This window comes from Deltaproteobacteria bacterium (genome assembly GCA_016875225.1).
Taxonomy (GTDB): domain Bacteria; phylum Myxococcota_A; class UBA9160; order SZUA-336; family SZUA-336; genus VGRW01.
This window is the reverse complement of sequence record VGRW01000004.1, coordinates 23,770-43,447: the sequence shown is the minus strand read 5'-3', so window position 1 is coordinate 43,447 and position 19,678 is coordinate 23,770. Positions and strand designations below refer to the sequence as shown.

Genomic DNA, 19,678 nt, shown 5'->3' with positions numbered 1-19,678 from the left:
GGCCCTCCTACTCGCGCCCGTAGGTCTCGTGCGGCCGGGAGGGCAGGAACGCGCGCAGGTCGTCGACGGCGGTCCGCTCGTGGAGCGCGTAGTCCGAGACGTAGCTCGCGCGCGCGAGGATGTGGGTCGCGGCGGGCGTGGTCAGGAACTGGAAGTAGATGCCGAACGCCCCGCGCACGAAGACCCACGCCTCGCTCGACACGAAGTAGAGCATCGGCGCCAGGATCAGCAGCGACACGCCGAGCGTTCCGGCCTTTCCTGCGGCATGGAGCCTGCAGTAGACGTCGGGGAAGCGCAGCAGGCCGACGCAGGCCACCACGGTGAGGAACGTGCCGAGAACCATCATCACGGTCACGAGGAGCTCTAGCGAGGTCGGCATCAGAACAGCTTCCCCTTCTCGAGGTAGCGCGCGATCGCGACGGATCCGAGATAGCCGAGCAGCGTCAGGATCCAGACCGCATCGAAGTACAGCGAAGTCTCCCCGAGGATGCAGAGGATGCAGATCAGACCGATGAAGACCATGGTGAGCGTGTCGAGCGCCACGGCACGATCCGCGGGACTCGGGCCGATCACCAGCCGGTGGATACAGAGCGCGGCGCCGCCGAAGAGCGAAGCGAGACACGCCAGGGAGACCACGTAGAGGAACGGACTCATGAGCTCGCGCTCGGCGGCCAGCCCCCGGGCCGCGTGAACTTGAGGATGTTCGCCTCGAGCGTCTGCCGGATGTCTCGGCGCACGGCGTCGGGGTCTTCGCCGACGCTCAACGCGTGGATGATGATCTTGCGCTGGTCCTGTTCCACGTGAACGGTGATCGTTCCCGGCGTGAGCGTGATCGAGTTCGCCAGCACCGTGATCTCGAAATCGGTCTCGCAGTCCATGTCGACGGCGAGAAAACCGGGTCGGAAATCGAGCTCGCGCCGGAGCACCGCCTTGGCGACCTCGATCGTCGAGAGAGTGAGCGCCTTCGCGAAGATCACGCAGTAGCGAATCAGGTACCAGAGACGCACCAGGGTCACGGCACGCCTCCGAGCCTCGACGTCTGCGCCGTCGTGGGCTCTGGAATCGGCAGCAGCACGGCCTCCTGGTACGCGCGGGGATCGAGCAGGTCGCGCGCCGCGTCGTTCGCGAGCCGAAGGAAGGGCTCGGCCACGACGCCCATCAGAACGCTCGAGAGCACCAGGACCGCCGTAGGCAGCATCATCGCGCGGTAGCGGCCGAGAGGCGCCGAAACCGACGGCGCGTGCCAGAACGCGTAGTTCCAGATCTTGCTCATCGAGTAGAGAGTACACAGGCTGGTGACGACCGAGACGAACACGACCACGCCGTGGCCGCCGGCTAGACCCGCGCGGATCAGCACGAATTTCGCGATGAAGCCGGAGAACGGCGGCATCCCGGCCAGCGAAAAGGCGGCGACCAGGAACAGGATCGAGACGCCCGGCGCGAGCCCTGCGATGCCGCCCATCTCGGACAGCTTTTGCGAGCCCGAGATCCGTCCAGCGATGCCGCCGATCAGGAACAGGCTCGACTTCACCACCATGTTGTGGACCACGCAGAAGATGCTCGCGACCACGCCCGCCTGCGCGACGTCGGCGCCGCTGGCCGCGAGCCCGATCCCCATCAACATGTACCCGACCTGACTGATGATGTGCCAGGAGAGGATCTTGCGGACCTCCCACTGGCAGAGCGCTCCGAGCACGCCGAAGAGCATCGAGAGGCCCGAGAGCACCAGCAGAACCTCGAGGACGAGCTCCGCGCCCGGCTGACGGAAGCAGAGCACGAAGAGCCGCATCAACGAGTACACGCCCACCTTCGTCAGCATGCCTGCGAAGTAGCCGTTCATCCCCGCCGGCACGATCGGGTACGAATCCGGCAGCCAGAAGAAGACCGGGAAGGCCGCGGCCTTGAGCGCGAACACCACCATGAGCAGCATCGAGACGGCGGTGACCAGCGCCGCCCGCTCGCCCGTGAGCTGCGCCGAGCGCTGCGCGATGTCGGCCATGTTCAGCGTGCCGAGCGTCGCGTAGACCAGACCGCAGCCCATGACGAAGAGCGTCGATCCGATCGAGTTGATCGCGATGTACGCCATGGTCTGGCGCACCTGCGGCTTGCTCGCGCCGACCATCATCACGCCATAGGAGCCGAGCAGCATGACCTCGTATGCGACGAACAAGTTGAAGAGGTCGCCGGTGATGAACGACCAGTTCACGCCGAGCAGCAGGACCTGCAAGAGCGGGTGGAAGAAGTACCGCTCCTGGCGCGGCTCGACGGTGAAGAACGTGTAGACGAGCACCACCGTGCCCACCGACATCGACAGACAGAGCATGATCGCGGCCAGGCGATCCGCTACGAAGGCAACGCCCCAAGGCGCGAACCAGCCGCCGATCACCATCGCCTGGATCCCGTGGGCATCGACGTGGCCGAGCAGCCAGTAGACGAAGACCGTGAGCCCCGCGCAGGAGACCAGATTCACTGCACGCTCGAGCCGCGGATGGCCGTTCAGCAGCGCGAGCAGCACGGCCGTGAGGAACGGCACGAGCACGGGAAGGATCAGCCAGCGGTTCACGAGAGCGGATCCCGCGGCAGGTTCTCGGGGTCGTCCGTGCCGTGATCGACGTAGACCTGATACGAGACGATGAGAAGCAGCGCCCCGACCGCGAAGCTGATCACGATCGCGGTCAGGATGATGTCGGGCGGGAGTGGATCCATGTAGCCATCGGCTCCATCCCGCAGGAATGGCGCCTGGAGGGCGTCCGAGTAGCCTCCGCAGGCGATCAGGAGCAGGTTCGCCGCGTTCGAGTAGAGCCCGAAGCCCAGGACCACGCGGATCAGGCTGGGCCGCAGGATCATGTAGGTGCCGGCCGCGAACATCGAGCCGATCACCAGCGCCATCAGGAGCTCCACGGTCGATCCTCCAGGCCGAGCTCGACGAAGAGCGTCATCAGCGTCCCGAGCACGATCATGTACACGCCGAGGTCGAAGAACGTGGCGCTGGGCAGGTGTCCGTGTCCGAGCAGCGGCAGCTCGTAGTCCAGGACCACGTGGTCCATGAACGTCGAGCCCTGCAGCAGCGGGACGAACCCGCTCGCGAGCGCGCAGAGCAGACCGAGCACCGAGAGGCGCCACCAGGGAAAGCGCGCGAGGCGGCCGATTCCGAACGCGAGCAGATACATGGCGCCGGCCGCGGCGGCGATCACGCCCGCGATGAAACCGCCGCCGGGCAGATCGTGACCCTGCATGAAGATCCGGAACGACAGGAACACCGCGAGCGGGATCGCGAAGCGCGAGATCGTGCGCAGGATTGGAGACTCGTGCATCAGCCGTCCACCCTGCGCGCGCGAAGCAGTCCGAAGACGCAGAGTCCGACCACGACCAGAACGGTGACTTCACCGAGCGTGTCGATGGCGCGGAAGTCGACGATGATGACGTTCACCGCATTGCGACCGCCGGCCTCGCCCACGCTGCGCGCGAGGTAGTCCAAGCCGAGGTTTCGCGTCTCCTTGAAGCTCGGGCTGGTCGCGAGCAGCACGAAGAGGAACACCACGAAGCCGATCGCGCCCGAGACCGCCAGGTTCCAGGCGCTCTGCGCCGGCGACAGGCCATCGCGCCGGAAGGTGGGCATGTAGTAGAGCACCAGCAGGATCACGACCGTCGACACGGTCTCGATCAGAATCTGGGTCAGCAGGATGTCGGGCGATTGGTAGACGGCGTAGACCAGCGCCACCAGGAAGCCGCTGGCGGTGAGCGCGAGCGCGGCACCCAGACGCGTCTCGGAGCGGACGACCGCGATGGTCGAGGCGAGGATGAGCGCCGCCAGCCCGATCGCGGGCCAGCCGAGGTTGCCGAGCTCGACCTCCACGTGAGCGAGCGACACCCCACCGGCCTCGAGCGCGAACAGGCTGATCCCCGCCGCGAAGAGCAGGATCACCGAAAAGTACCAGCGCAGCGACCCGTCCTGCCACCATTCGCTGTAGGCCTCGGCAAAGCCGGTCACGCTCGCGACGCAGCGGTTCCAGACCGCCTGCGCGTCGGGAAACATGCCGAGGCCGCGCTGGAGCGCCTCGACGCGCGACCGTCCGCGGTACAGCGCCACGCCGAGCCCGATCCCGGCCAGTGAGAGCAGCACCGGACCGAGATGCGCCGGCAGCAGCGAGACCTCGAGCCCCGCGTCCGGCGCCGACGAGAGCAGATTCGCCGCGCGCTCGATCGCGCTGCTCTCGCCCAGCAGGCCGAGAACGAGACTGCCGAGCGCGAGCACTGCGGGAGGCAGCCAGAGCGCCGCGCTCTCTCCGTGGCCGGAATGCGCGCCGTGCGCGTCGTGGGAATGGGCCGCGGGCTCGCTGCCGAGGAACGTCCCGATCAGCAGCTTCAGCACGGCCGCGAGCAGGAATGCGTTTCCGACCACCACCGCCGCGATCACCGCCCCGTGCGCGAGCGGCGATCCCGCAAGCGTGGGGCTCTCGATCAGCGATGCGTAGAGCGCCTCCTTCGTGACGAAACCGAACAGCGGCGGAATTCCGCCCATCGAGAGCGCGAAGAGCAAGCAGAGCGCGAAGCTGATCGGAAGCCGCCGGCGCAGCCCGCCGAGCTCGCGCAGATCGCGCGTGCCGGTCGCGTGTTCGACGATGCCCGCGATCATGAACAGCCCCCCCTTGTAGCCGGCATGCGAGAGGATCTGCAGCGCGTCCTGCTCGGGCATGCGCAGGCCGTAGGCGAGCGTGACCAGCCCCAGCGTCGAGACCGTGCTGTACGCGAGCAGCGCCTTCAGATCGTTCTGGCGGAATGCGTGCCAGGCGCCCAGCAAGAAGGTCGCGAGTCCGACCGGCGCCACGAGCAGCGGCCAGGCGGCCGAGTCGGCAAAGAGCGGCGTGACGCGCGCGAGCAGGAAGATGCCCGCCTTCACCATGGTCGCGGAGTGCAGGTAAGTCGAGATCGGCGTCGGCGCGACCATCGCGCCGGGCAGCCAGAAGTGGAACGGGACCTGCGCCGACTTGGTGAAGGCTCCCGCCAGGACGAGCAGAAGCGCGGGCAGGAACATGGGCGAGCTCGCGAGCGCAGAGCGGCGCGCTTCGTCCGCGACGATCTCGCCGAGCGCGAACGACCCCGTCGCCAGCCCGATCAAGATGAACCCGGCCAGCATCGCAAGGCCGCCCATCGCCGTGACGAGAAGTGCGGTCAGCGCGCCCGCACGCGCGGCCTCGCGCTCGTACCAGAAGCCGATCAGGAGGTACGACGTGACGCTGGTGATCTCCCAGAACAGGAACAGCAGGATCAAGTCGTCCGCGAGGGCGATCCCGAGCATCGCGCCCATGAAAGCGGTGAGTGCCGCGTAGTAGCGGCCGATGCGCGCCCGACCGAGCTCGGCCCCGATGTAGCCGAGCGAATACACGCCGACGAGAACTCCGATCCCCGACACGAGCAGCGCGAAGAACGCCCCGAACCCGTCGGCGCGCAGCAGGAAGGCCACGCCGAGCGACGGAATCCATTCGTGGCTCGATACCGGCGCGGTCTCGGCGCCGAGAAGTGGCAGCGCCGTCGCAAACGAGACACCCGCTGCTGCGACCATCAGCAGCGCCGACCAGCGCCCGAGCGCACGACCGAGCAGCGCGATCGCGAGAGCTGCGACGAACGGCGCGGCGACGATCGTGACGAGCGCGCTCACGCGCGCGGCCTACGCATGCGCCAGTCGTCCATCGGGGCCCCTCCGCGCGCGTATCATACACAGACTCCGCAGCGCGTCCTCGGAGCTCGGGATTCACACGGCAGAGCCGGGGGTCGGCGGGGGTCTGCGTGATATGCTGCGCGGACCTCGAACAGGAGATCCCCGTGAAGTTCTACGACTCACTTGGTCCGAATCCCCGTCTGGTCCGCATGTTCATGATCGAGAAGGGAATCACGATCCCTGCGGAGCAGGTCGACCTGATGAGCGGAGCGAACCGGCGCCCGCCCTACACCGACAAGAACCCGGCCGGACAGCTGCCCGCGCTCGAGCTCGACAACGGCTTCGTCCTCGCGGAGACGGTTCCGATCTGCGAGTACCTGGAAGACAAGAACCCGAATCCGCCGCTGATCGGGCGAACCGCCGAGGAGAAGGCGGAGACGCGGATGTGGACGCGCCGCGTCGAGCTGAAGATCACGGTCCCGCTCGCCGACGGCTTCCGCTTCGCCGAGGGGCTGGCGATGTTCAAGGACCGCATGCGCACGATCCCGCACGCCGCCGCCGACCTGAAGCTGCTCGCGCAGGAGGGCCTGGGCTGGCTGGATGCCCAGCTCGACGGCAAGCAGTGGATCTGCGGCAGCCGGTTCTCGCTGGCCGACATCGTCCTCTACGCGCTCACGGATTTCGGCGCGGCCGTGGGGCAGCCGCTCAAGGCCGAACACAAGAACGTGTTGGCCTGGTTCGAGCGCGTCGGCAAGCGGCCGAGCGCCGAGTCCAGCCTGCACCCGGTAGCGAAGGCCGGAGGAATGCGCGCCTAGGCACACGATACCCGATCGCCGCGCCCTCGGGCGCGGCGATCGCGGATCGAAGGTCGATCAGCGGCCGATCTGGAGGGCCCGGAACCCCGAGCCCTCCAGATCGATCGCGATCAGGTGCTCTTAGCGCCGGCCCCCGCCGCCGTAGCCGCCGCGGCCACCGCCGCCACCGCCACCGCCGCCACCGCCGCCGCTGCGCCCACCGCCGCCGCCGCCACCGGGGCCGCGCTCGTTGGCCTCGCTGACGCGCATCGTGCGACCGCCGAGCTCACGCCCGTCGAGAGCTTGGCGCGCCTTCGCGGCGCTGTTCGCGTCCTCGAACTCGACGAACGCGAATCCGCGCGGGCGACCCGTGTCGCGGTCCATGATCACACTGACCGAAGCCAGCTCCCCATGCGGCTCGAAGAGCTCGCGGAGCTCGGCCTCGTCGGTGGAGAATGGAAGGTTCCCTACGTAAAGCTTCTTACCCAACTGATGGTTCCCGTACGTGACCCGTTCAATTCCGTCCTCGGGCACGTCCCTCGCCCCGCTTCGAGCCGGACACGTTCCGGCGCTGAAGAGATGCGATTACTGTTGCTGCACGACACACGGGGGATCGGGCCCCGACATGCGGCAGGACGGGCCGACGAGCGGTTCGAATCACTGCTTAGGGATCAACCAGAGCGGTGCGTCGACCGATCGACGCCAATCGTGCCGCAGTCTAGCCCGGTCATCCGGGAATGGCGACCCTGACTTGAGCTTTTGCGCGACTTTTCTTTCGGTCCTGCGCGCTGGCGACCCCAGCGGGATTCGAACCCGCGTTCTCGGCGTGAAAGGCCGGTGTCCTGGGCCAAGCTAGACGATGGGGTCGGGTGCCGGTCGGCCGGCGGCGCGTAGCCTAGCCGTGGGTCGGAGGGGGGTCAAACCTTCGGGCGCTCGATCCTGGGTCCGGGCGAATCTTGACCGCTTCGTACGGAATCGTATCGTGCGGAACTTCATCGAGGGAGACGAACCCATGAGCCTCGACCCTGCGCTGCGCGAGCGAATCGAATCGATCATCCGCTCGGACCGCGTGGTTCTATTCATGAAGGGCACGCCCGACGCCCCCCAGTGCGGCTTCTCGGCCCAGGTCGTCGGAATCCTCGGCCAGCTGCTTCCCGAATACGGAAGCTTCGACGTGCTCTCGGACCGCGAGGTGCGCGAGGCGATCAAGGAGTTCTCGAGCTGGCCGACCATTCCGCAGCTCTACGTCGAGGGCGAGTTCCAGGGCGGCTGCGACATCGTGAAGGAGCTCTACGCCAGCGGTGACCTGCAAAAGCTCCTGGGTGTCGAGGTGGAGACCGTCGAGCCGCCCGCGGTGACCGTGACAGACGCTGCCGCGGAGCTCTTGCGCGGAGTGATCGCGAGCGAGGGAGGCGAGCTGCACGTCTCGATCGACGCGTCGTTCCAGCACTCGCTCTCGCTCGGGCCGCGCGCGGGGCACGAGGTCGCGGCCACGAGCAACGGCCTCACGATTCTCTTCGATCGCGATTCTGCACGACGAGCCAACGGGCTCGTGATCGGCGCGGCCGACTCGGGCGGCAGCCAGGCGCTCACCGTCGAGAACCCGAACGCGCCGCGCGCGGCCGAGGTGAATCAGCTCTCCGCGAGCCAGCTCCAGGCCCTGATCGCCTCGGGACGAGACCTGCACCTCTACGACGTGCGCACGCCAGAGGAGCACCAGAAGGCGCGCATCGCCCAGGCGACGCTGGTCGATGCCCGGGTCGCCGAGCAGATCGAGCGCCTCCCGAAGGACGCGCTGATCGTCTTCCACTGCCACCACGGCGGCCGAAGCCAGGCGGCGGCCGAGCATTTCGCGAGTCGCGGCTTCACCAACGTCCACAACCTGGCGGGCGGAATCGACGCGTGGTCGCGCGAGGTCGACGCGTCCGTGCCGCGGTACTGAGCCCGGAGCGCGAGACGTGGCCCTGCAGATCCATGCGCCCCCGAGCGAGGTGATCGAGAAGATCCGCCAGGCGCTCTCGGCCGCCCTGCCCTGCGACTCGCTCGAGGTCCGCGGCAGCGGCGGGCACTTCTCGATCCGCGTGGTCTCGAGCGCCTTCGCCGGCAAGAACACGCTCGCGAAGCAGCGGCTCGTCTTCAGCGCGATCGCCCATCTGATGAAGGGCGACGACGCGCCCGTTCACGCGATCGACGAGCTCGAGACGCTCGCGCCCTGATCCCCCGCTCGACAGCCCGCGCGCGTTGGGGTTCTACTTCGGACGTGGATCAAGCGACGACGCGGTCGGGCGTGCTGCTCGTGAATCTTGGCACGCCGAGATCGCCCTCCTCGCGAGACGTGCGGCGGTATCTGCGCGAGTTCCTCTCCGATCCGCGCGTGCTGGACATCCCCGCGCTGCCGCGCTTTCTGCTCGTGAACGCGGTGATCGCGCCGTTTCGGGCGCCGCGCTCGGCCGAGGCGTACCGAGCAGTCTGGACCAAGCGAGGCTCTCCGCTGCTCTCGAACGGCCAGGATCTGCGCGCGGCGGTCGCGGCCGAGCTCGGGGCCGACTTCGAAGTCGCGCTCGGAATGCGTTACGGCGAGCCGTCTCTGCCGCGCGCGCTGGACGAGCTGCTGCGCCACGATCTGGCGCGGATCCTGGTCGTGCCGCTCTTTCCGCAGTACGCATCGTCGTCGACCGGCTCCGCGCTCGCGCGAATTCACGGGCTCGTCGCCGAGCGCTGGAACGTGCCCGCACTCGAGACACTGCCCGAGTTCTTCGACGAGCCCGGATTCATCGCGGCGCTCGCCGAGATCGCGAAGCCGCGGCTCGACGCGTTTCGCCCCGACCACGTGCTGTTCAGCTATCACGGCCTGCCGGAGCGGCAGGTGCGGAAGAGCGACACGAGCGGACGACACTGTCTGGCGTCGGCCAGCTGCTGCGACGCGATCGGCGCCGCCAATCGCCACTGCTACCGCGCGCAGTGCTACGCGACCTCGCGGGCGCTCGCCGCGGCGCTCGCGCTTCGGCCCGAGGGCTGCTCGACCTCGTTCCAGTCGCGGCTCGGCCGCACGCCGTGGATCACGCCGCACACCGACGCCGCGCTGCCGGAGCTGGCACGTGCCGGTGTTGCGCGGCTGGCGGTACTCTGCCCGTCCTTCGTCGCCGACTGCCTCGAGACGCTGGAGGAGATCGGGCTGCGCGGAGCCGCGCAGTGGCGCTCGCTCGGAGGCGAGGCCTTGGAGCTGGTGCCGTGCGCGAACGCGCATCCGGCGTTCGTGCGCTACGTCGCGTCCCGGGTCCGGGGCGCTTCGCGATGACGCGCGCCGAGAAGGCGAAGCGGATCGGCGAGATCCTCGACTCGCTCTACCCGATGCCGGAGGTCCCGCTCTCGTACCGCGATCCGTACACGCTGCTGATCGCGGTCGTGCTCTCCGCGCAGTGCACGGACGTGCGCGTGAACCAGGTGACGCGAGTGCTGTTCGCGCGCGCGCGCACCCCACAGGCGATGCTCGCGCTCGGCGTCCCCGCGATCTACGAGATCATCCGCTCCTGCGGGCTGGCCCCGGCGAAGTCGCGGAACATCCACGAGCTCTCGAAGCTCCTGATCGAGCGCCACGCGGGAGAGGTGCCGAGGGATTTCGCGGCGCTCGAGGCCCTGCCCGGCGTCGGCCACAAGTCCGCGAGCATCGTGATGTCGCAGGGCTTCGGCGTGCCCGCGTTCGCGGTCGACACGCACATCCACCGCCTGGCCGAGCGCTTCGGCCTGTCGAGCGGCAGGAACGTGGTGGAGACCGAGCGCGACCTGAAGGCGGTCTTTCCCGAGAAGGATTGGATCCGCCGCCATCTCCAGCTGGTCCATTTCGGGCGCGAGCACTGTCCCGCGCGCGGGCACGACCCCGCGATCTGCCCGATCTGCAGCTGGGCGGGAGCGAAGCAGGCTAGCTCCCGATCGTCCGCAGCCGAAGCAGCGGGCCGACCGGCTCGGTCTCGAGCGCGAGGTCGATCTCGCCCGCGATGAACCAGTCGTTCTCGTCGGAGGGGTCGAGCAGGACCTGCGTGACGGCCCAGCGGCGCGGGCCATCCGGGCGGATCCGGGTCCACTCGGAGTGGCGCGCCGCCTGCGAGAACACGAGCTCGCCGTGCTGCGCGAAGAAGGCCGCCAGCGCGCGCTCGAAGCGCTCGGGAGTCCACGGGTCTTCGGGATCCGCGCGCACGCACGCGCACGCCTCCGCCCAGTCGCGCTCGGCGAGCGCGCGGACCAGTCGGTGCAGCTCGGCGCGAGCCCGTGCGCGAAGCGCCCGCTCGTCCCGCGCGAGGTCGTAGACGCGCGTCGGCATGGGAGCCGGCGCGGCGTCGGCCGTGCGCGCGGCGGGATTCAGGAGCCGCTCCCACTCGTCGACCAGGCTCGAGTCGACGCGCTCGAGCATGGTCCGGAAGTACGCGATCAGGTCGTGAACGGCCTCGGTCTTCGCGCCCTCGGGAACCGTCTGCACGATCGTGTCGTAGACCTGCGAGACGTAGCGAAGCAGCAGCCCTTCGCTGCGCTGCAGCCCGTAGAAGCGCACGTAGTGGTCGAAGCTGAAATATCCCTCGTACATCTCGCGCGCGATCGACTTCGGGTGGACGTCCTGGTGGCGCACCCAGGGGTGGCGGCGCGCGAAGAGGTCGAAGGTCTGCTCGATGAAGTCTCGACTCGGCGCGGGCGGCTGCACCTCCTCGAGCCTGCGAATGCGCTCCTCGTAGGGCACGCCCTCCGCCTTGAGCCGAGCGAAGAGCTCGCTCTTGACCCGGTCGAGCTGCCGAAACAGGATCGCGCGGGGATCCTCGAGCACGGCTTCGACGAGCGAGAGCACCTCGAACGCGAACGCCTCGTCGCGCGCCTCGATGTACGAGATCGCCTCGACCACGTAGAGCGAGAGCGCGTGGTGGAGCGAGAAACCCCACTGCAGATCGTCGGCGACGCGGACCCGGCGTCGCCCCGTCGCCGCGTCGCGCTCGACCCTCACGATGTCCGCAGCGCGCAGGCCCCGAAACAGCTGCGCGGCCTCGCGCAGGATGCGCCGCTTGCGAGCCTCGCTCTCGTGGCTGCGGGCGATCAGGTCCGCGACCGCGCGCCAGCCGCCGCGCGGATCGGGGTCGTCCTCGGCCCGGCGCAGCAGGAGCAGGATCATCCCGTGACTGACGCGGAAGCGCGAGACGAGCGGCTCCGGGACGCGCTCGATCAGCCGCTCGAAGCTCTCCTCGCTCCAGCCGACGAAGCCGGGCGGCGGCTTCCGGGTCACCTCGCGCTTGCGCTTCTTTCCGCCCGGCTTCGACGAGCGCTCGCGCATGCGCTTGTTCTCGATCACGTGCTCCGGCGCCTGACACACGACGCTGCCGTGCTCGTCGAAGCCCTTGCGTCCGGCTCGACCGCTGATCTGCCGGAACTCGCGCACCGAGAGCGCGCCGACGCGCCGCCCGTCGAACTTGGCGAGCTTGGTGAAGAGCACGGTCCGGATCGGGATGTTCACGCCGACGCCGAGCGTGTCGGTGCCGGAGATGACCTTGAGCAGCCCCTGCTGCGCCAGCTGCTCGACCCGCAGGCGGTACTTCGGCAGCAGACCCGCGTGGTGGATCCCGATGCCCGCGCGCACGATCCGCGACAGCTCCTTGCCGTAGGCGGTGTCGAACTCGAAGTCTCCGAGTGCCGCGCCGATCTCGAGTCGCTCCGCGCGCGAGGTCACGTTCAGGCTGGTCAGCGCCTGCGCGAGCTCCGCTGCCTCGCGCTGCGTGAACGAGACCACGTAGATCGGCGCCTTGCCCGACTCGAGCAGCGCTTGCACGGTCTCGTGCAGCGGAGTCTCGCACCAGGCGTAGTCGAGCGGCACCGGCCGCTCGCTCGAGGCGACCAGCGCGACCGGGCGGCCGCTTCGCAGCTCGAGGTCGCGCCGGATCTCGCGGGTGTCGCCGAGCGTCGCCGACATCAGCAGGAACGTGGTGTCCGGCAGCAGCAGAAGCGGCACCTGCCAGGCCGCGCCGCGCTGCGCGTCGGAGTAGAAGTGGAACTCGTCCATCACCACGTAGGGGGCGTCGAGCGCCGGGCCCGAGCGCAGCGCCATGTTCGCGAGCACCTCGGCCGTGCAGCAGATGATCGGCGCGGCCGGGTTGATGCTCGCGTCGCCGGTCAGCATGCCGACGTTCTCGGGCCCGAAGTCCTGGCAGAGCGCGAAGAACTTCTCGCTGACCAGCGCCTTCACGGGCGAGGTGTAGAACGAGCGCCGCCCCTCGCACATCGCCTTGAAGTGGAGGAGCGTTGCGACGAGCGATTTGCCGGAGCCGGTCGGCGTCGAGAGCACGACGTGCTTGCCCGCGACGAGCTCCAGGAACGCCTCCTCCTGCGCGGGGTACGGCACCAGACCGCGCTCGCTCGACCAGTCCACGAAACGGGCCAGGATCTCGTCCGCGTCCAGACGTCCGATCGGGCTGGCCAGATCGACCAGGCGCATCGACGCTGCGGCTCTAGCCACGCTCTGCGCGCCCTCTTCGGATCACGACCACGCGCCCGACCAGCTCGGCCGGAGGAGCCGAGTGCGGGGTCGAGAGCTCGATCCGCGCACCCACGCCCTGAACGACGCGAAGGCCGACGTCGCTCGCGACGAAGCCCTTCGCGCGCAGCGCCCCCTCGGCGGCGATCCGGCGCAGGATCGCGTCGTGCCCCAGGCCGCGCTCGATCTCGATCACGTCGGTCTCGAACGCCTCGTGGCTGTGGGCGGCGCCGGAAGCGCGCGCTCGCCGCGCCCGCGCGGCCTGCTCGAGCTCGGGCGGGAAGAGCAGCTCGGGCGACACCGCTGCGTGACGCGTGCGCAGGATCGGCGCGTCGGGCTCGATCTCGCGGAGCCGGGCCTCGAGCTCGGGCACGATCGCCTCGGGCACGAGGTCCAGCTTGTTCAGCACGATCAGATCCGCAGACGAGACCTGGTCCTCGAACGTCCCGACCAGATCGCGACCGCTCTCGAGCTGCTCGGCGTTCACCACGATCACCGTCACGTCGTCGCCGATCCAGCGCGACACCGGCTCGCGCCAGAAGTTGAGCTGGATGTCGTAGGGCAGCGCGACGCCCGAGGTCTCGATCACGATCCGATCCGGGTCGATCCGCTCGCGCAGCCGCTCGAGCGTGACCACCAGCTCGTCGGAGAGCTGGCAGCAGACGCAGCCCCCGCCGAGCTCCACGAAGGTCTCGTCGCCTCCGCCCAGAAGCGCGCGGTCGATCCCGAGCTCGCCGAACTCGTTCGACACGATCGCCAGGCGCAGCCCCCGCTCGCGCGCGTCGGCGAGAAGATTTCGCACGAGCGTGGTCTTGCCCGAGCCGAGAAAGCCCGAGACGAGCAGCGCGGGAATGCGCCGATCCGTCGCGCGAGTCGCAGTCACGTGCGGGAGGATGCCCGACCGGGCTAGGTTCCGCCGGCGATGGACGAGCTCTTCGAGGCCGTGCGCGAGGAATGCGCGCGCAGCGTCTGGTCGCGCGGCGTGGAGCTGGTGCGCAGCGGCGCGGTGCACGCGCAGTCGAGCTCGGCGGACGAGGTGGTGATGCGCGTGGAGACGCGCGCCGGCCGCGCCGCCCCGGCGGTTCGACTGCGCCCGCGCGACACGGCCTGGGAGTGCGACTGCGACGGGCCGGACGATCCGTGCGAGCACGTCGCCGCGGCGGTGATCGCCTGGCGGCGCGCGCGCGAGGGCGGCGACGCGGTGCCGCGACCGAACGAGTCGAGCGCGCGGATCGGCTACCGGCTCGCGCGCGCGAAGGGCGGGCTCGAGCTCGCGCGCGTGCTCGTGCGCGATGGCCGCGAGGAGCCGCTGCCCGCGACGCTCGCCGCCTTCGCCGCGGGACGCGCCAGCGGCCCGGTGCCGCTGGCGAGCGCCGCGGACCTCGCGGTCGAACGGCTGATCGATCCGCGTCGCTCCGGTGCGCCGCCGGCTCCGGCGATGCAGCGGCTGCTAGTGGCGCTGCTCGGCTGCGACGACGTCTCGCTCGAAGGCGCTCCCGTCTCGGTTTCGCTCGAGCCGGTGCTGCCGATCGCGCTCGTCGAGGATCGCGGCGATGGATTCGAGCTTCGCGTCGTGCCCGATCCCCGGCACGACGAGAGCTTCGCGAACGGCGTCGCGCGCTGCGGCTCGGTGCTGCGGCCTCTCGGCGATCCGCACCTCTCCTCGCGCGAGCGCGAGGAGCTGCCGCGCGGTCGCCATTACCCGCCCGATGCCGCAGGTCGGCTGGTCTCGGAGGTGATTCCGGATCTCCGCGCCCGGCTCCCGGTCGAGGTGCGAAGCCGCCGCCTGCCGCGCGAGCAGGCCGAACGCCCGCGGCTGCGCGCGCTCGTCGCTCGCGAGGGCGATGCGCTCTGCGTGCGCGCGGAGCTCGTCTACGGCGACCCGCCCGTAGCAAAGGTCGAGAACGGACGGCTCGTGGCGCTCGGTGCAAGCTCGGTCCCGCGCCGGATCGAGAACGCGGAAGCCGCGCTGTCGACGCGGCTCGAGCACGAGCTCGGGCTCGCGCCGGGAGCCTCCCTCACGCTTCCCGCGGCGCAGGCGATCCCCTTTCGCGCACAGCTCGAGCGCTTCTCCGGCGAGATCGTCGGGCGCGCGCACGAGCAGTTCCGGCTCGAGGCCGCGCTCGAGCCCCGGCTCTCGACCGGCTCCGACCGCTTCGAGCTCGCCTTCGAGCCGCGCGGCGGCGGGGGCCGGGTGAATGCCGCGAGCGTTCTGAGCGCATGGCAGGAAGGCGAATCCCTGGTGCCGCTCCTCGGCGGGGGCTTCGCGGAGCTGCCGACGGACTGGCTCGAGAGGCACGGTCGGCGTGTTCTGGACCTGCTCGCTGCCAGCGACGCCGACGGCCGCCTTCCGACCTGCGCCGTGCCCGATCTGGCCCGACTCTGCGAGGAGCTCGGCGAGCCCGCCCCGCCCGGGTTCGAGCGGCTGCGGGCGCTGGTCGGCGATTTCGCCGGCCTGCCGGAGCCGCGGCTGCCTCGGGATCTCCGAGCCGAGCTGCGCAGCTACCAGCGCCAGGGCGTCGCCTGGCTGCAGTTCCTCGCCGAGGCGGGACTCGGCGGTCTGCTGGCCGACGACATGGGGCTCGGCAAGACGCTCCAGGCGCTCTGCGCCCTGCGCGGACGCACGCTCGTGGTGGCGCCGACCAGCGTGATCTTCGGCTGGGCGCAGCAGGCGGGCCAGTTCCGGCCCGGGCTTCGCTGCAGCGTCTACCACGGACCGAAGCGCGCGCTCGATCGCGATGCGGACCTGACGCTCACGAGCTACGCAATTCTGCGCCTCGACGCCGAGACCCTTGCGCGCGAGGCGTGGGACACGATCGCGCTCGACGAGGCGCAGGCGATCAAGAACCCCGACAGCCAGATCGCGCGCGCGGCGTTCTCGCTCCGCGGCACGTTCCGCCTGACCCTGACCGGAACGCCGGTCGAGAACCGGCTCGACGAGCTCTGGTCCCAGCTTCACTTCGCCAATCCGGGCCTGCTCGGATCGCTGCGCGACTTCCGCGAGCGCTACGCGAGGCCGATCGCGTCGGGGGAGCCCGGCGCGGCCGCGCACCTGCGAGCGCGAATCGCGCCCTTCGTGCTGCGGAGGATGAAGTCGGTCGTGGCGGCGGAGCTGCCGCCGCGCACCGACGCGACGCTCCACTGCGAGCTCGACCCGGACGAGCGCTCGGTGTACGACGCGGTCCGCGCGGCTTCGCAGCGGCAGGTGGTGGAGCGCCTGCAGCAAGGCGGCAGCGTGATCGAGGCGCTCGAGCTCCTGCTTCGCCTGCGCCAGGCGTCCTGCCACCGCGCGCTGGTTCCCGGCCAGAGCGCTCCGAGCTCATCCAAGGTCGAGGTGCTGCTCGAGGCCCTCGACGAGGCGGCGGCGGAGGGTCACAAGGCGCTGGTCTTCTCACAGTGGACCGGGCTCCTCGACCTGGTCGAGCCGCACCTGCGCGCGGCCGGCATCCGCTTCACCCGCCTGGATGGCCGCACGCCCGACCGGCAGGCGGTGGTCGAGGAGTTTCAATCGGAGGCGGGGCCGCCGGTCCTTCTGATCTCGCTCCGGGCGGGCGGCACCGGCCTGAACCTCACCGCGGCCGACCACGTCTTCCTGCTCGACCCGTGGTGGAACCCCGCCGTCGAAGAGCAGGCAGCTGACCGGGCGCACCGGATCGGCCAGGACCGGCCGGTCTCGGTCTACCGGCTGGTCGCGCGCGAGACGGTCGAGGAGCGGATCCTGGAGCTGCAGGAGCGCAAGCGCGCCCTCGCCGAGGCGGCGCTGTCCGGCGCGGATCGGGCGGCCGCGATCACCCGCGAGGACCTGCTCGGCCTGCTCGAGTGAGGCGCGTCACAAAGCAGGGGCCGGGTGACGTCGATCACAGCAGCCATGGAGAGCCTTTGGTGGACTCCGACCCGATCCGAAGGCCACCGACCCGTTCCGGGACCGGTGGACCGCGGACGGCAGGAGCCGGGCTTGAAGAGAGTTGGCGCTCGACTGGGGATCGCGCGGACGGTGCTCGGCGCCGCGTTCGCGCTCGCCCTCTCGGCCTGCCAGACGCCGTGGACCGGGCCCGTCTCCGAGCTTCCGATCGATCCGCCCGCCGCGGCGCTCGCGACCCAGGCCGCTCCTGCTCCGCAGCAGGAGCCGGCTCCGGATCATTCCATGGGCGCGCGGATCGCGGCCGTGCTCCTGCAGCGCGCCCCGACCATGCGGCCGGTCGACCGGGCGCGCGTGGCCAAGGCGATCGAGGACGCGCGGCACAGCCACCGGGTCGACCCCGTGCTCGTGCTGGCGGTGATCCACCAGGAGAGCCGATTTCGAGCGGATGCCCGCGGGCCGCGAGGCTCGCTCGGCCTGATGCAGGTCCGCCCGTTCGTGGCCGCGGACGTCGCGCGCCGGCACAACATCCCCTGGGCGGGCGCCAAGACTCTTCTCGATCCGGCGGCAAACGTGCAGATCGGCGCCTGCTATCTCGGCGAGATGCTCGAGATGTTCCCTGACCCGGCGCTCGCGATCGCGGCCTACAACATGGGCCCCTACCGCGTCCGCAGGCTGGTCGCACGAGGCCACCACCCCAGGCCCGCGTACCTGGTCTCCGTCCTCAAGCACGTCCAGACCCTGTCCAGCGAGATGGGGCCGATCGCGACCGACTCGGTCGAGGACGCGCTCGGCGAGTAGCGAGCCCGCAAGGGAGATTGCGGCGCAGGCGGCCCCGCTCCAGCATTCCTCTTGTCCGCAACCGAAACCGGGTGGGATCATTTCCACTCATTCTTCGGCCGATTTAGATGGCAGAGACGGGAACGGTCGGTGTGCGGAATCTTCGGGATCGTCTACCGGGACGGGAGGACGGTCCCCAACGAGGAGCTGCTCCGCGAGACCGGCCGGCTGCTCGGCCACCGGGGTCCGGACAGCCTGGGCGTGCATCGGGCCGAGGGAATCGGTCTGGTGCACACGCGGCTGTCGCTCGTCGATCTCTCCAGCCGGAGCGACCGGCCTTTCTGGGACGAGAACGGGCGCTTCGCGCTGGTCTACAACGGCGAGATCTACAACTACCGCGAGATCCGCGCCGAGCTCGAGCAGCGCGGCGTCGCGTTCCGCACCTCGTCCGACACTGAAGTCCTGCTGAACGGCCTGGTCGAGTACGGTCTCGACGCGCTGCTGCCTCGACTCGAGGGGATGTTCGCGTTCGGTCTCTGGGACGCCGAGCAGCGCAGCCTGACGCTGGTCCGCGATCGCTTCGGAATCAAGCCGCTGTCGTTCTACGAGGACGAGCGGCTGCTGGTCTTCGCCTCCGAGATCAAGGCGATCCGCCCTTGGGTCGCGCTCGAGCCGGACCCTCAGATGGCCTCGGCCTTCCTGGCCGGATTCGGCGGCAGTACGCGGATCCGCTCGTTCTTCCGCGATGTCTCGATCCTCTCTCCCGGCACGATCCGCGAGAGCCACTTCGGCCAGCGCCCCCACGAGCGCTGCTTCCGCTCGATCGGAGACTTCTGGGATCCGGACGAGCACGATCGCCTCACCGCGATGGGACCGACGCAGTCGATCGACCAGCTCGAAGGCCTGCTGCTCGCGAGCGTCGAGAAGCACCTGATCGCGGACGCGCCGGTGGGAGCGCTCTGCAGCGGAGGGCTCGATTCGTCGCTGATCATGGCGATGGCCAGCCGCTCCCACACGAATCTCGCGATCTTCCACGCAGACGTGGTGGGCCCCGAGAGCGAGTCCGATGCAGCCCGGATGCTCGCGAAGCACCTGCGCCTCGACATGAAGTCGGTGGAGGTGCGCGACGAGGACTTCTGCGAGCAGCTGCCCGCGGCGCTCTGGCACTACGAGTACCCCTTCGCATACCACCCGAACTCGATTCCTTTCCTGCGGGTGTCGCGCTTGGTCCGTGAGAGCGGAGTGAAGGCGATCCTCTCCGGAGAGGGCGCCGACGAGTGCTTTCTCGGCTACCGCGAGATCCCGTTCGAGGACCTGCGACAGCGCTACCGCGCCGCGATCTCGGGGCTGCGCGAGCTGGTCCACCGCATTCCCCTCCTTGGCAAGGAGATCTGGCCGGCGGAGGTCGGCTTCGGGAGCCTGGTCCAGGGCATGGAGCAGAATTTCGAGACGGTGCTGGATCGCGAGCAGATCGAGCAGCGGATCCGCGAGTCCGGTTCGATGGTGAGCCCACGCGACTATCGCTCGCTCGGCTGGCTCGGCTACCACCTGCGGACCCTGCTGCACCGCAACGACGCACTGGGGATGGCTGCGAGCGTCGAGGCGCGCTTTCCGTACCTGGATCATCCGGTCGTGCGCCGAGCTGTGAATCTGCCGCACCGCTACAAGATCCGGCCCTCCCCGACCGTGCTCGACAAGGCTCACCCTTTTCTGCGCGACAAGTGGATCCTTCGCCGGGTGGCGGACCGCTACCTGCCGCGCAGCTTGAGCCGCAGGCGAAAGCGGGGCTTTCCGGTGAATGCCTACGAGCGCATGACCGTTGCGCCCGAGCTCTTCCGACGGGGCTTCGTCGCGGACCTGTACCGGCTGAGCGACCCGGCGCTCCGCCACCTGCTATCGGCGTCCGGTCCCGCCTTCAAGGTGCGGCTGCTGATGCTCGAGGGCTGGGGCCAGCTGTTCTTCCGCGACGTCAAGGAGCCTTCGCTCGTCACGGCGGTCCGCAGCCACACCGCGATCGCGCCGATCGCGAATTGATCCCGGCGCGTCGTTGACGCGCTCTCGGACAACCGCGATAAAGCCGG

At 69.7% G+C, this 19,678-nt stretch carries 18 protein-coding genes and 1 tRNA gene; 8 read left to right on the top strand and 11 right to left on the bottom strand.

What is annotated here, in order from left to right:
• Positions 1-7: 7 nt before the first annotated feature.
• From FJ108_02055 to FJ108_02025, 7 genes are read right to left on the bottom strand one after another with little or no spacing between them, the layout of a single operon-like run.
• The gene (locus tag FJ108_02055) at positions 8-379 is read right to left on the bottom strand and encodes a Na+/H+ antiporter subunit G (protein ID MBM4334683.1); all 372 of its coding nucleotides are present in this window, start codon (positions 377-379) and stop codon (positions 8-10) included.
• Positions 379-654 carry a Na(+)/H(+) antiporter subunit F gene (locus FJ108_02050; protein MBM4334682.1) on the bottom strand — a complete coding sequence of 92 codons (276 nt, stop codon included), beginning with the start codon at positions 652-654 and terminating at the stop codon, positions 379-381. The genes FJ108_02055 and FJ108_02050 overlap by 1 nt, the downstream gene beginning before the upstream one ends.
• Positions 651-1,361, bottom strand: coding sequence for a hypothetical protein (locus FJ108_02045; protein MBM4334681.1), 711 nt, complete (start codon positions 1,359-1,361; stop codon positions 651-653). Before FJ108_02045 ends, FJ108_02050 begins: the two co-directional genes overlap by 4 nt.
• A complete protein-coding gene (locus FJ108_02040; protein ID MBM4334680.1) occupies positions 1,013-2,563 on the bottom strand; it encodes a Na+/H+ antiporter subunit D in 1,551 nt (516 codons plus the stop codon). The genes FJ108_02045 and FJ108_02040 overlap by 349 nt, the downstream gene beginning before the upstream one ends.
• Complete coding sequence (locus FJ108_02035) at positions 2,560-2,901, bottom strand: Na(+)/H(+) antiporter subunit C (GenBank protein MBM4334679.1); 342 nt, start codon at positions 2,899-2,901, stop codon at positions 2,560-2,562. The genes FJ108_02040 and FJ108_02035 overlap by 4 nt, the downstream gene beginning before the upstream one ends.
• Entirely contained in the window at positions 2,889-3,314 is a 426-nt protein-coding gene (locus FJ108_02030; protein MBM4334678.1) for a Na(+)/H(+) antiporter subunit B, read from the bottom strand. Before FJ108_02030 ends, FJ108_02035 begins: the two co-directional genes overlap by 13 nt.
• Entirely contained in the window at positions 3,314-5,659 is a 2,346-nt protein-coding gene (locus tag FJ108_02025) for a DUF4040 domain-containing protein (GenBank protein MBM4334677.1), read from the bottom strand. Before FJ108_02025 ends, FJ108_02030 begins: the two co-directional genes overlap by 1 nt.
• Before the next feature lie 164 nt (positions 5,660-5,823).
• On the opposite strand from FJ108_02025, the gene FJ108_02020 reads away from it, so the two are divergent.
• Entirely contained in the window at positions 5,824-6,474 is a 651-nt protein-coding gene (locus FJ108_02020; protein MBM4334676.1) for a glutathione S-transferase family protein, read from the top strand.
• 120 nt (positions 6,475-6,594) lie between these two features.
• Here FJ108_02020 and FJ108_02015 read toward each other — a convergent pair whose 3' ends face one another.
• Together FJ108_02015 and FJ108_02010 are read right to left on the bottom strand one after the other, a co-directional pair.
• Complete coding sequence (locus tag FJ108_02015; protein MBM4334675.1) at positions 6,595-6,942, bottom strand: RNA-binding protein; 348 nt, start codon at positions 6,940-6,942, stop codon at positions 6,595-6,597.
• A 300-nt stretch (positions 6,943-7,242) separates the two neighbouring features.
• A tRNA-Glu gene (locus FJ108_02010) sits at positions 7,243-7,320 on the bottom strand.
• A gap of 145 nt (positions 7,321-7,465) precedes the next feature.
• Here FJ108_02010 and grxD point away from each other — a divergent pair.
• The 4 genes from grxD to nth are packed head-to-tail and all read left to right on the top strand — an operon-like array spanning position 7,466 to position 10,452.
• Complete coding sequence (grxD, locus tag FJ108_02005; GenBank protein MBM4334674.1) at positions 7,466-8,395, top strand: Grx4 family monothiol glutaredoxin; 930 nt, start codon at positions 7,466-7,468, stop codon at positions 8,393-8,395.
• Between the two features lie 49 nt (positions 8,396-8,444).
• Positions 8,445-8,669 (top strand): BolA/IbaG family iron-sulfur metabolism protein, encoded by a 225-nt coding sequence (locus FJ108_02000; GenBank protein MBM4334673.1) that lies wholly within the window; start codon positions 8,445-8,447, stop codon positions 8,667-8,669.
• Between the two features lie 44 nt (positions 8,670-8,713).
• Positions 8,714-9,751 (top strand): ferrochelatase, encoded by a 1,038-nt coding sequence (locus FJ108_01995; protein ID MBM4334672.1) that lies wholly within the window; start codon positions 8,714-8,716, stop codon positions 9,749-9,751.
• On the top strand, positions 9,748-10,452 hold the full coding sequence (gene nth, locus FJ108_01990; GenBank protein MBM4334671.1) for an endonuclease III: 705 nt from the start codon (positions 9,748-9,750) through the stop codon (positions 10,450-10,452). The genes FJ108_01995 and nth overlap by 4 nt, the downstream gene beginning before the upstream one ends.
• On the opposite strand, the gene FJ108_01985 is transcribed toward nth, so the two are convergent.
• Positions 10,373-12,940 (bottom strand): DUF3516 domain-containing protein, encoded by a 2,568-nt coding sequence (locus tag FJ108_01985; protein MBM4334670.1) that lies wholly within the window; start codon positions 12,938-12,940, stop codon positions 10,373-10,375. The two genes, nth and FJ108_01985, sit on opposite strands and share 80 nt — an antisense overlap.
• The gene (locus FJ108_01980; GenBank protein ID MBM4334669.1) at positions 12,933-14,108 is read right to left on the bottom strand and encodes a GTP-binding protein; all 1,176 of its coding nucleotides are present in this window, start codon (positions 14,106-14,108) and stop codon (positions 12,933-12,935) included. Before FJ108_01980 ends, FJ108_01985 begins: the two co-directional genes overlap by 8 nt.
• Here FJ108_01980 and FJ108_01975 point away from each other — a divergent pair.
• Genes FJ108_01975 through asnB form a run of 3 tightly spaced genes read left to right on the top strand, consistent with a single transcriptional unit; the run spans position 13,881 to position 19,631 of the window.
• Positions 13,881-16,781, top strand: a complete 2,901-nt coding sequence (locus tag FJ108_01975; protein ID MBM4334668.1) for a helicase — start codon at positions 13,881-13,883, stop codon at positions 16,779-16,781. The genes FJ108_01980 and FJ108_01975 overlap by 228 nt on opposite strands.
• Before the next feature lie 24 nt (positions 16,782-16,805).
• The gene (locus FJ108_01970) at positions 16,806-17,618 is read left to right on the top strand and encodes a lytic transglycosylase domain-containing protein (protein MBM4334667.1); all 813 of its coding nucleotides are present in this window, start codon (positions 16,806-16,808) and stop codon (positions 17,616-17,618) included.
• 51 nt (positions 17,619-17,669) lie between these two features.
• On the top strand, positions 17,670-19,631 hold the full coding sequence (asnB, locus tag FJ108_01965) for an asparagine synthase (glutamine-hydrolyzing) (GenBank protein MBM4334666.1): 1,962 nt from the start codon (positions 17,670-17,672) through the stop codon (positions 19,629-19,631).
• The last annotated feature ends 47 nt before the right edge of the window (positions 19,632-19,678 follow it).

Coding starts and splice junctions, on each gene's coding strand:
- FJ108_02055 (MBM4334683.1), bottom strand. CDS start 379: ATGCCGACCTCGCTAGAGCTCCTCGTGACCGTGATGATGGTTCTCGGC.
- FJ108_02050 (MBM4334682.1), bottom strand. CDS start 654: ATGAGTCCGTTCCTCTACGTGGTCTCCCTGGCGTGTCTCGCTTCGCTC.
- FJ108_02030 (MBM4334678.1), bottom strand. CDS start 3,314: ATGCACGAGTCTCCAATCCTGCGCACGATCTCGCGCTTCGCGATCCCG.
- grxD (MBM4334674.1), top strand. CDS start 7,466: ATGAGCCTCGACCCTGCGCTGCGCGAGCGAATCGAATCGATCATCCGC.
- nth (MBM4334671.1), top strand. CDS start 9,748: ATGACGCGCGCCGAGAAGGCGAAGCGGATCGGCGAGATCCTCGACTCG.
- FJ108_01975 (MBM4334668.1), top strand. CDS start 13,881: ATGGACGAGCTCTTCGAGGCCGTGCGCGAGGAATGCGCGCGCAGCGTC.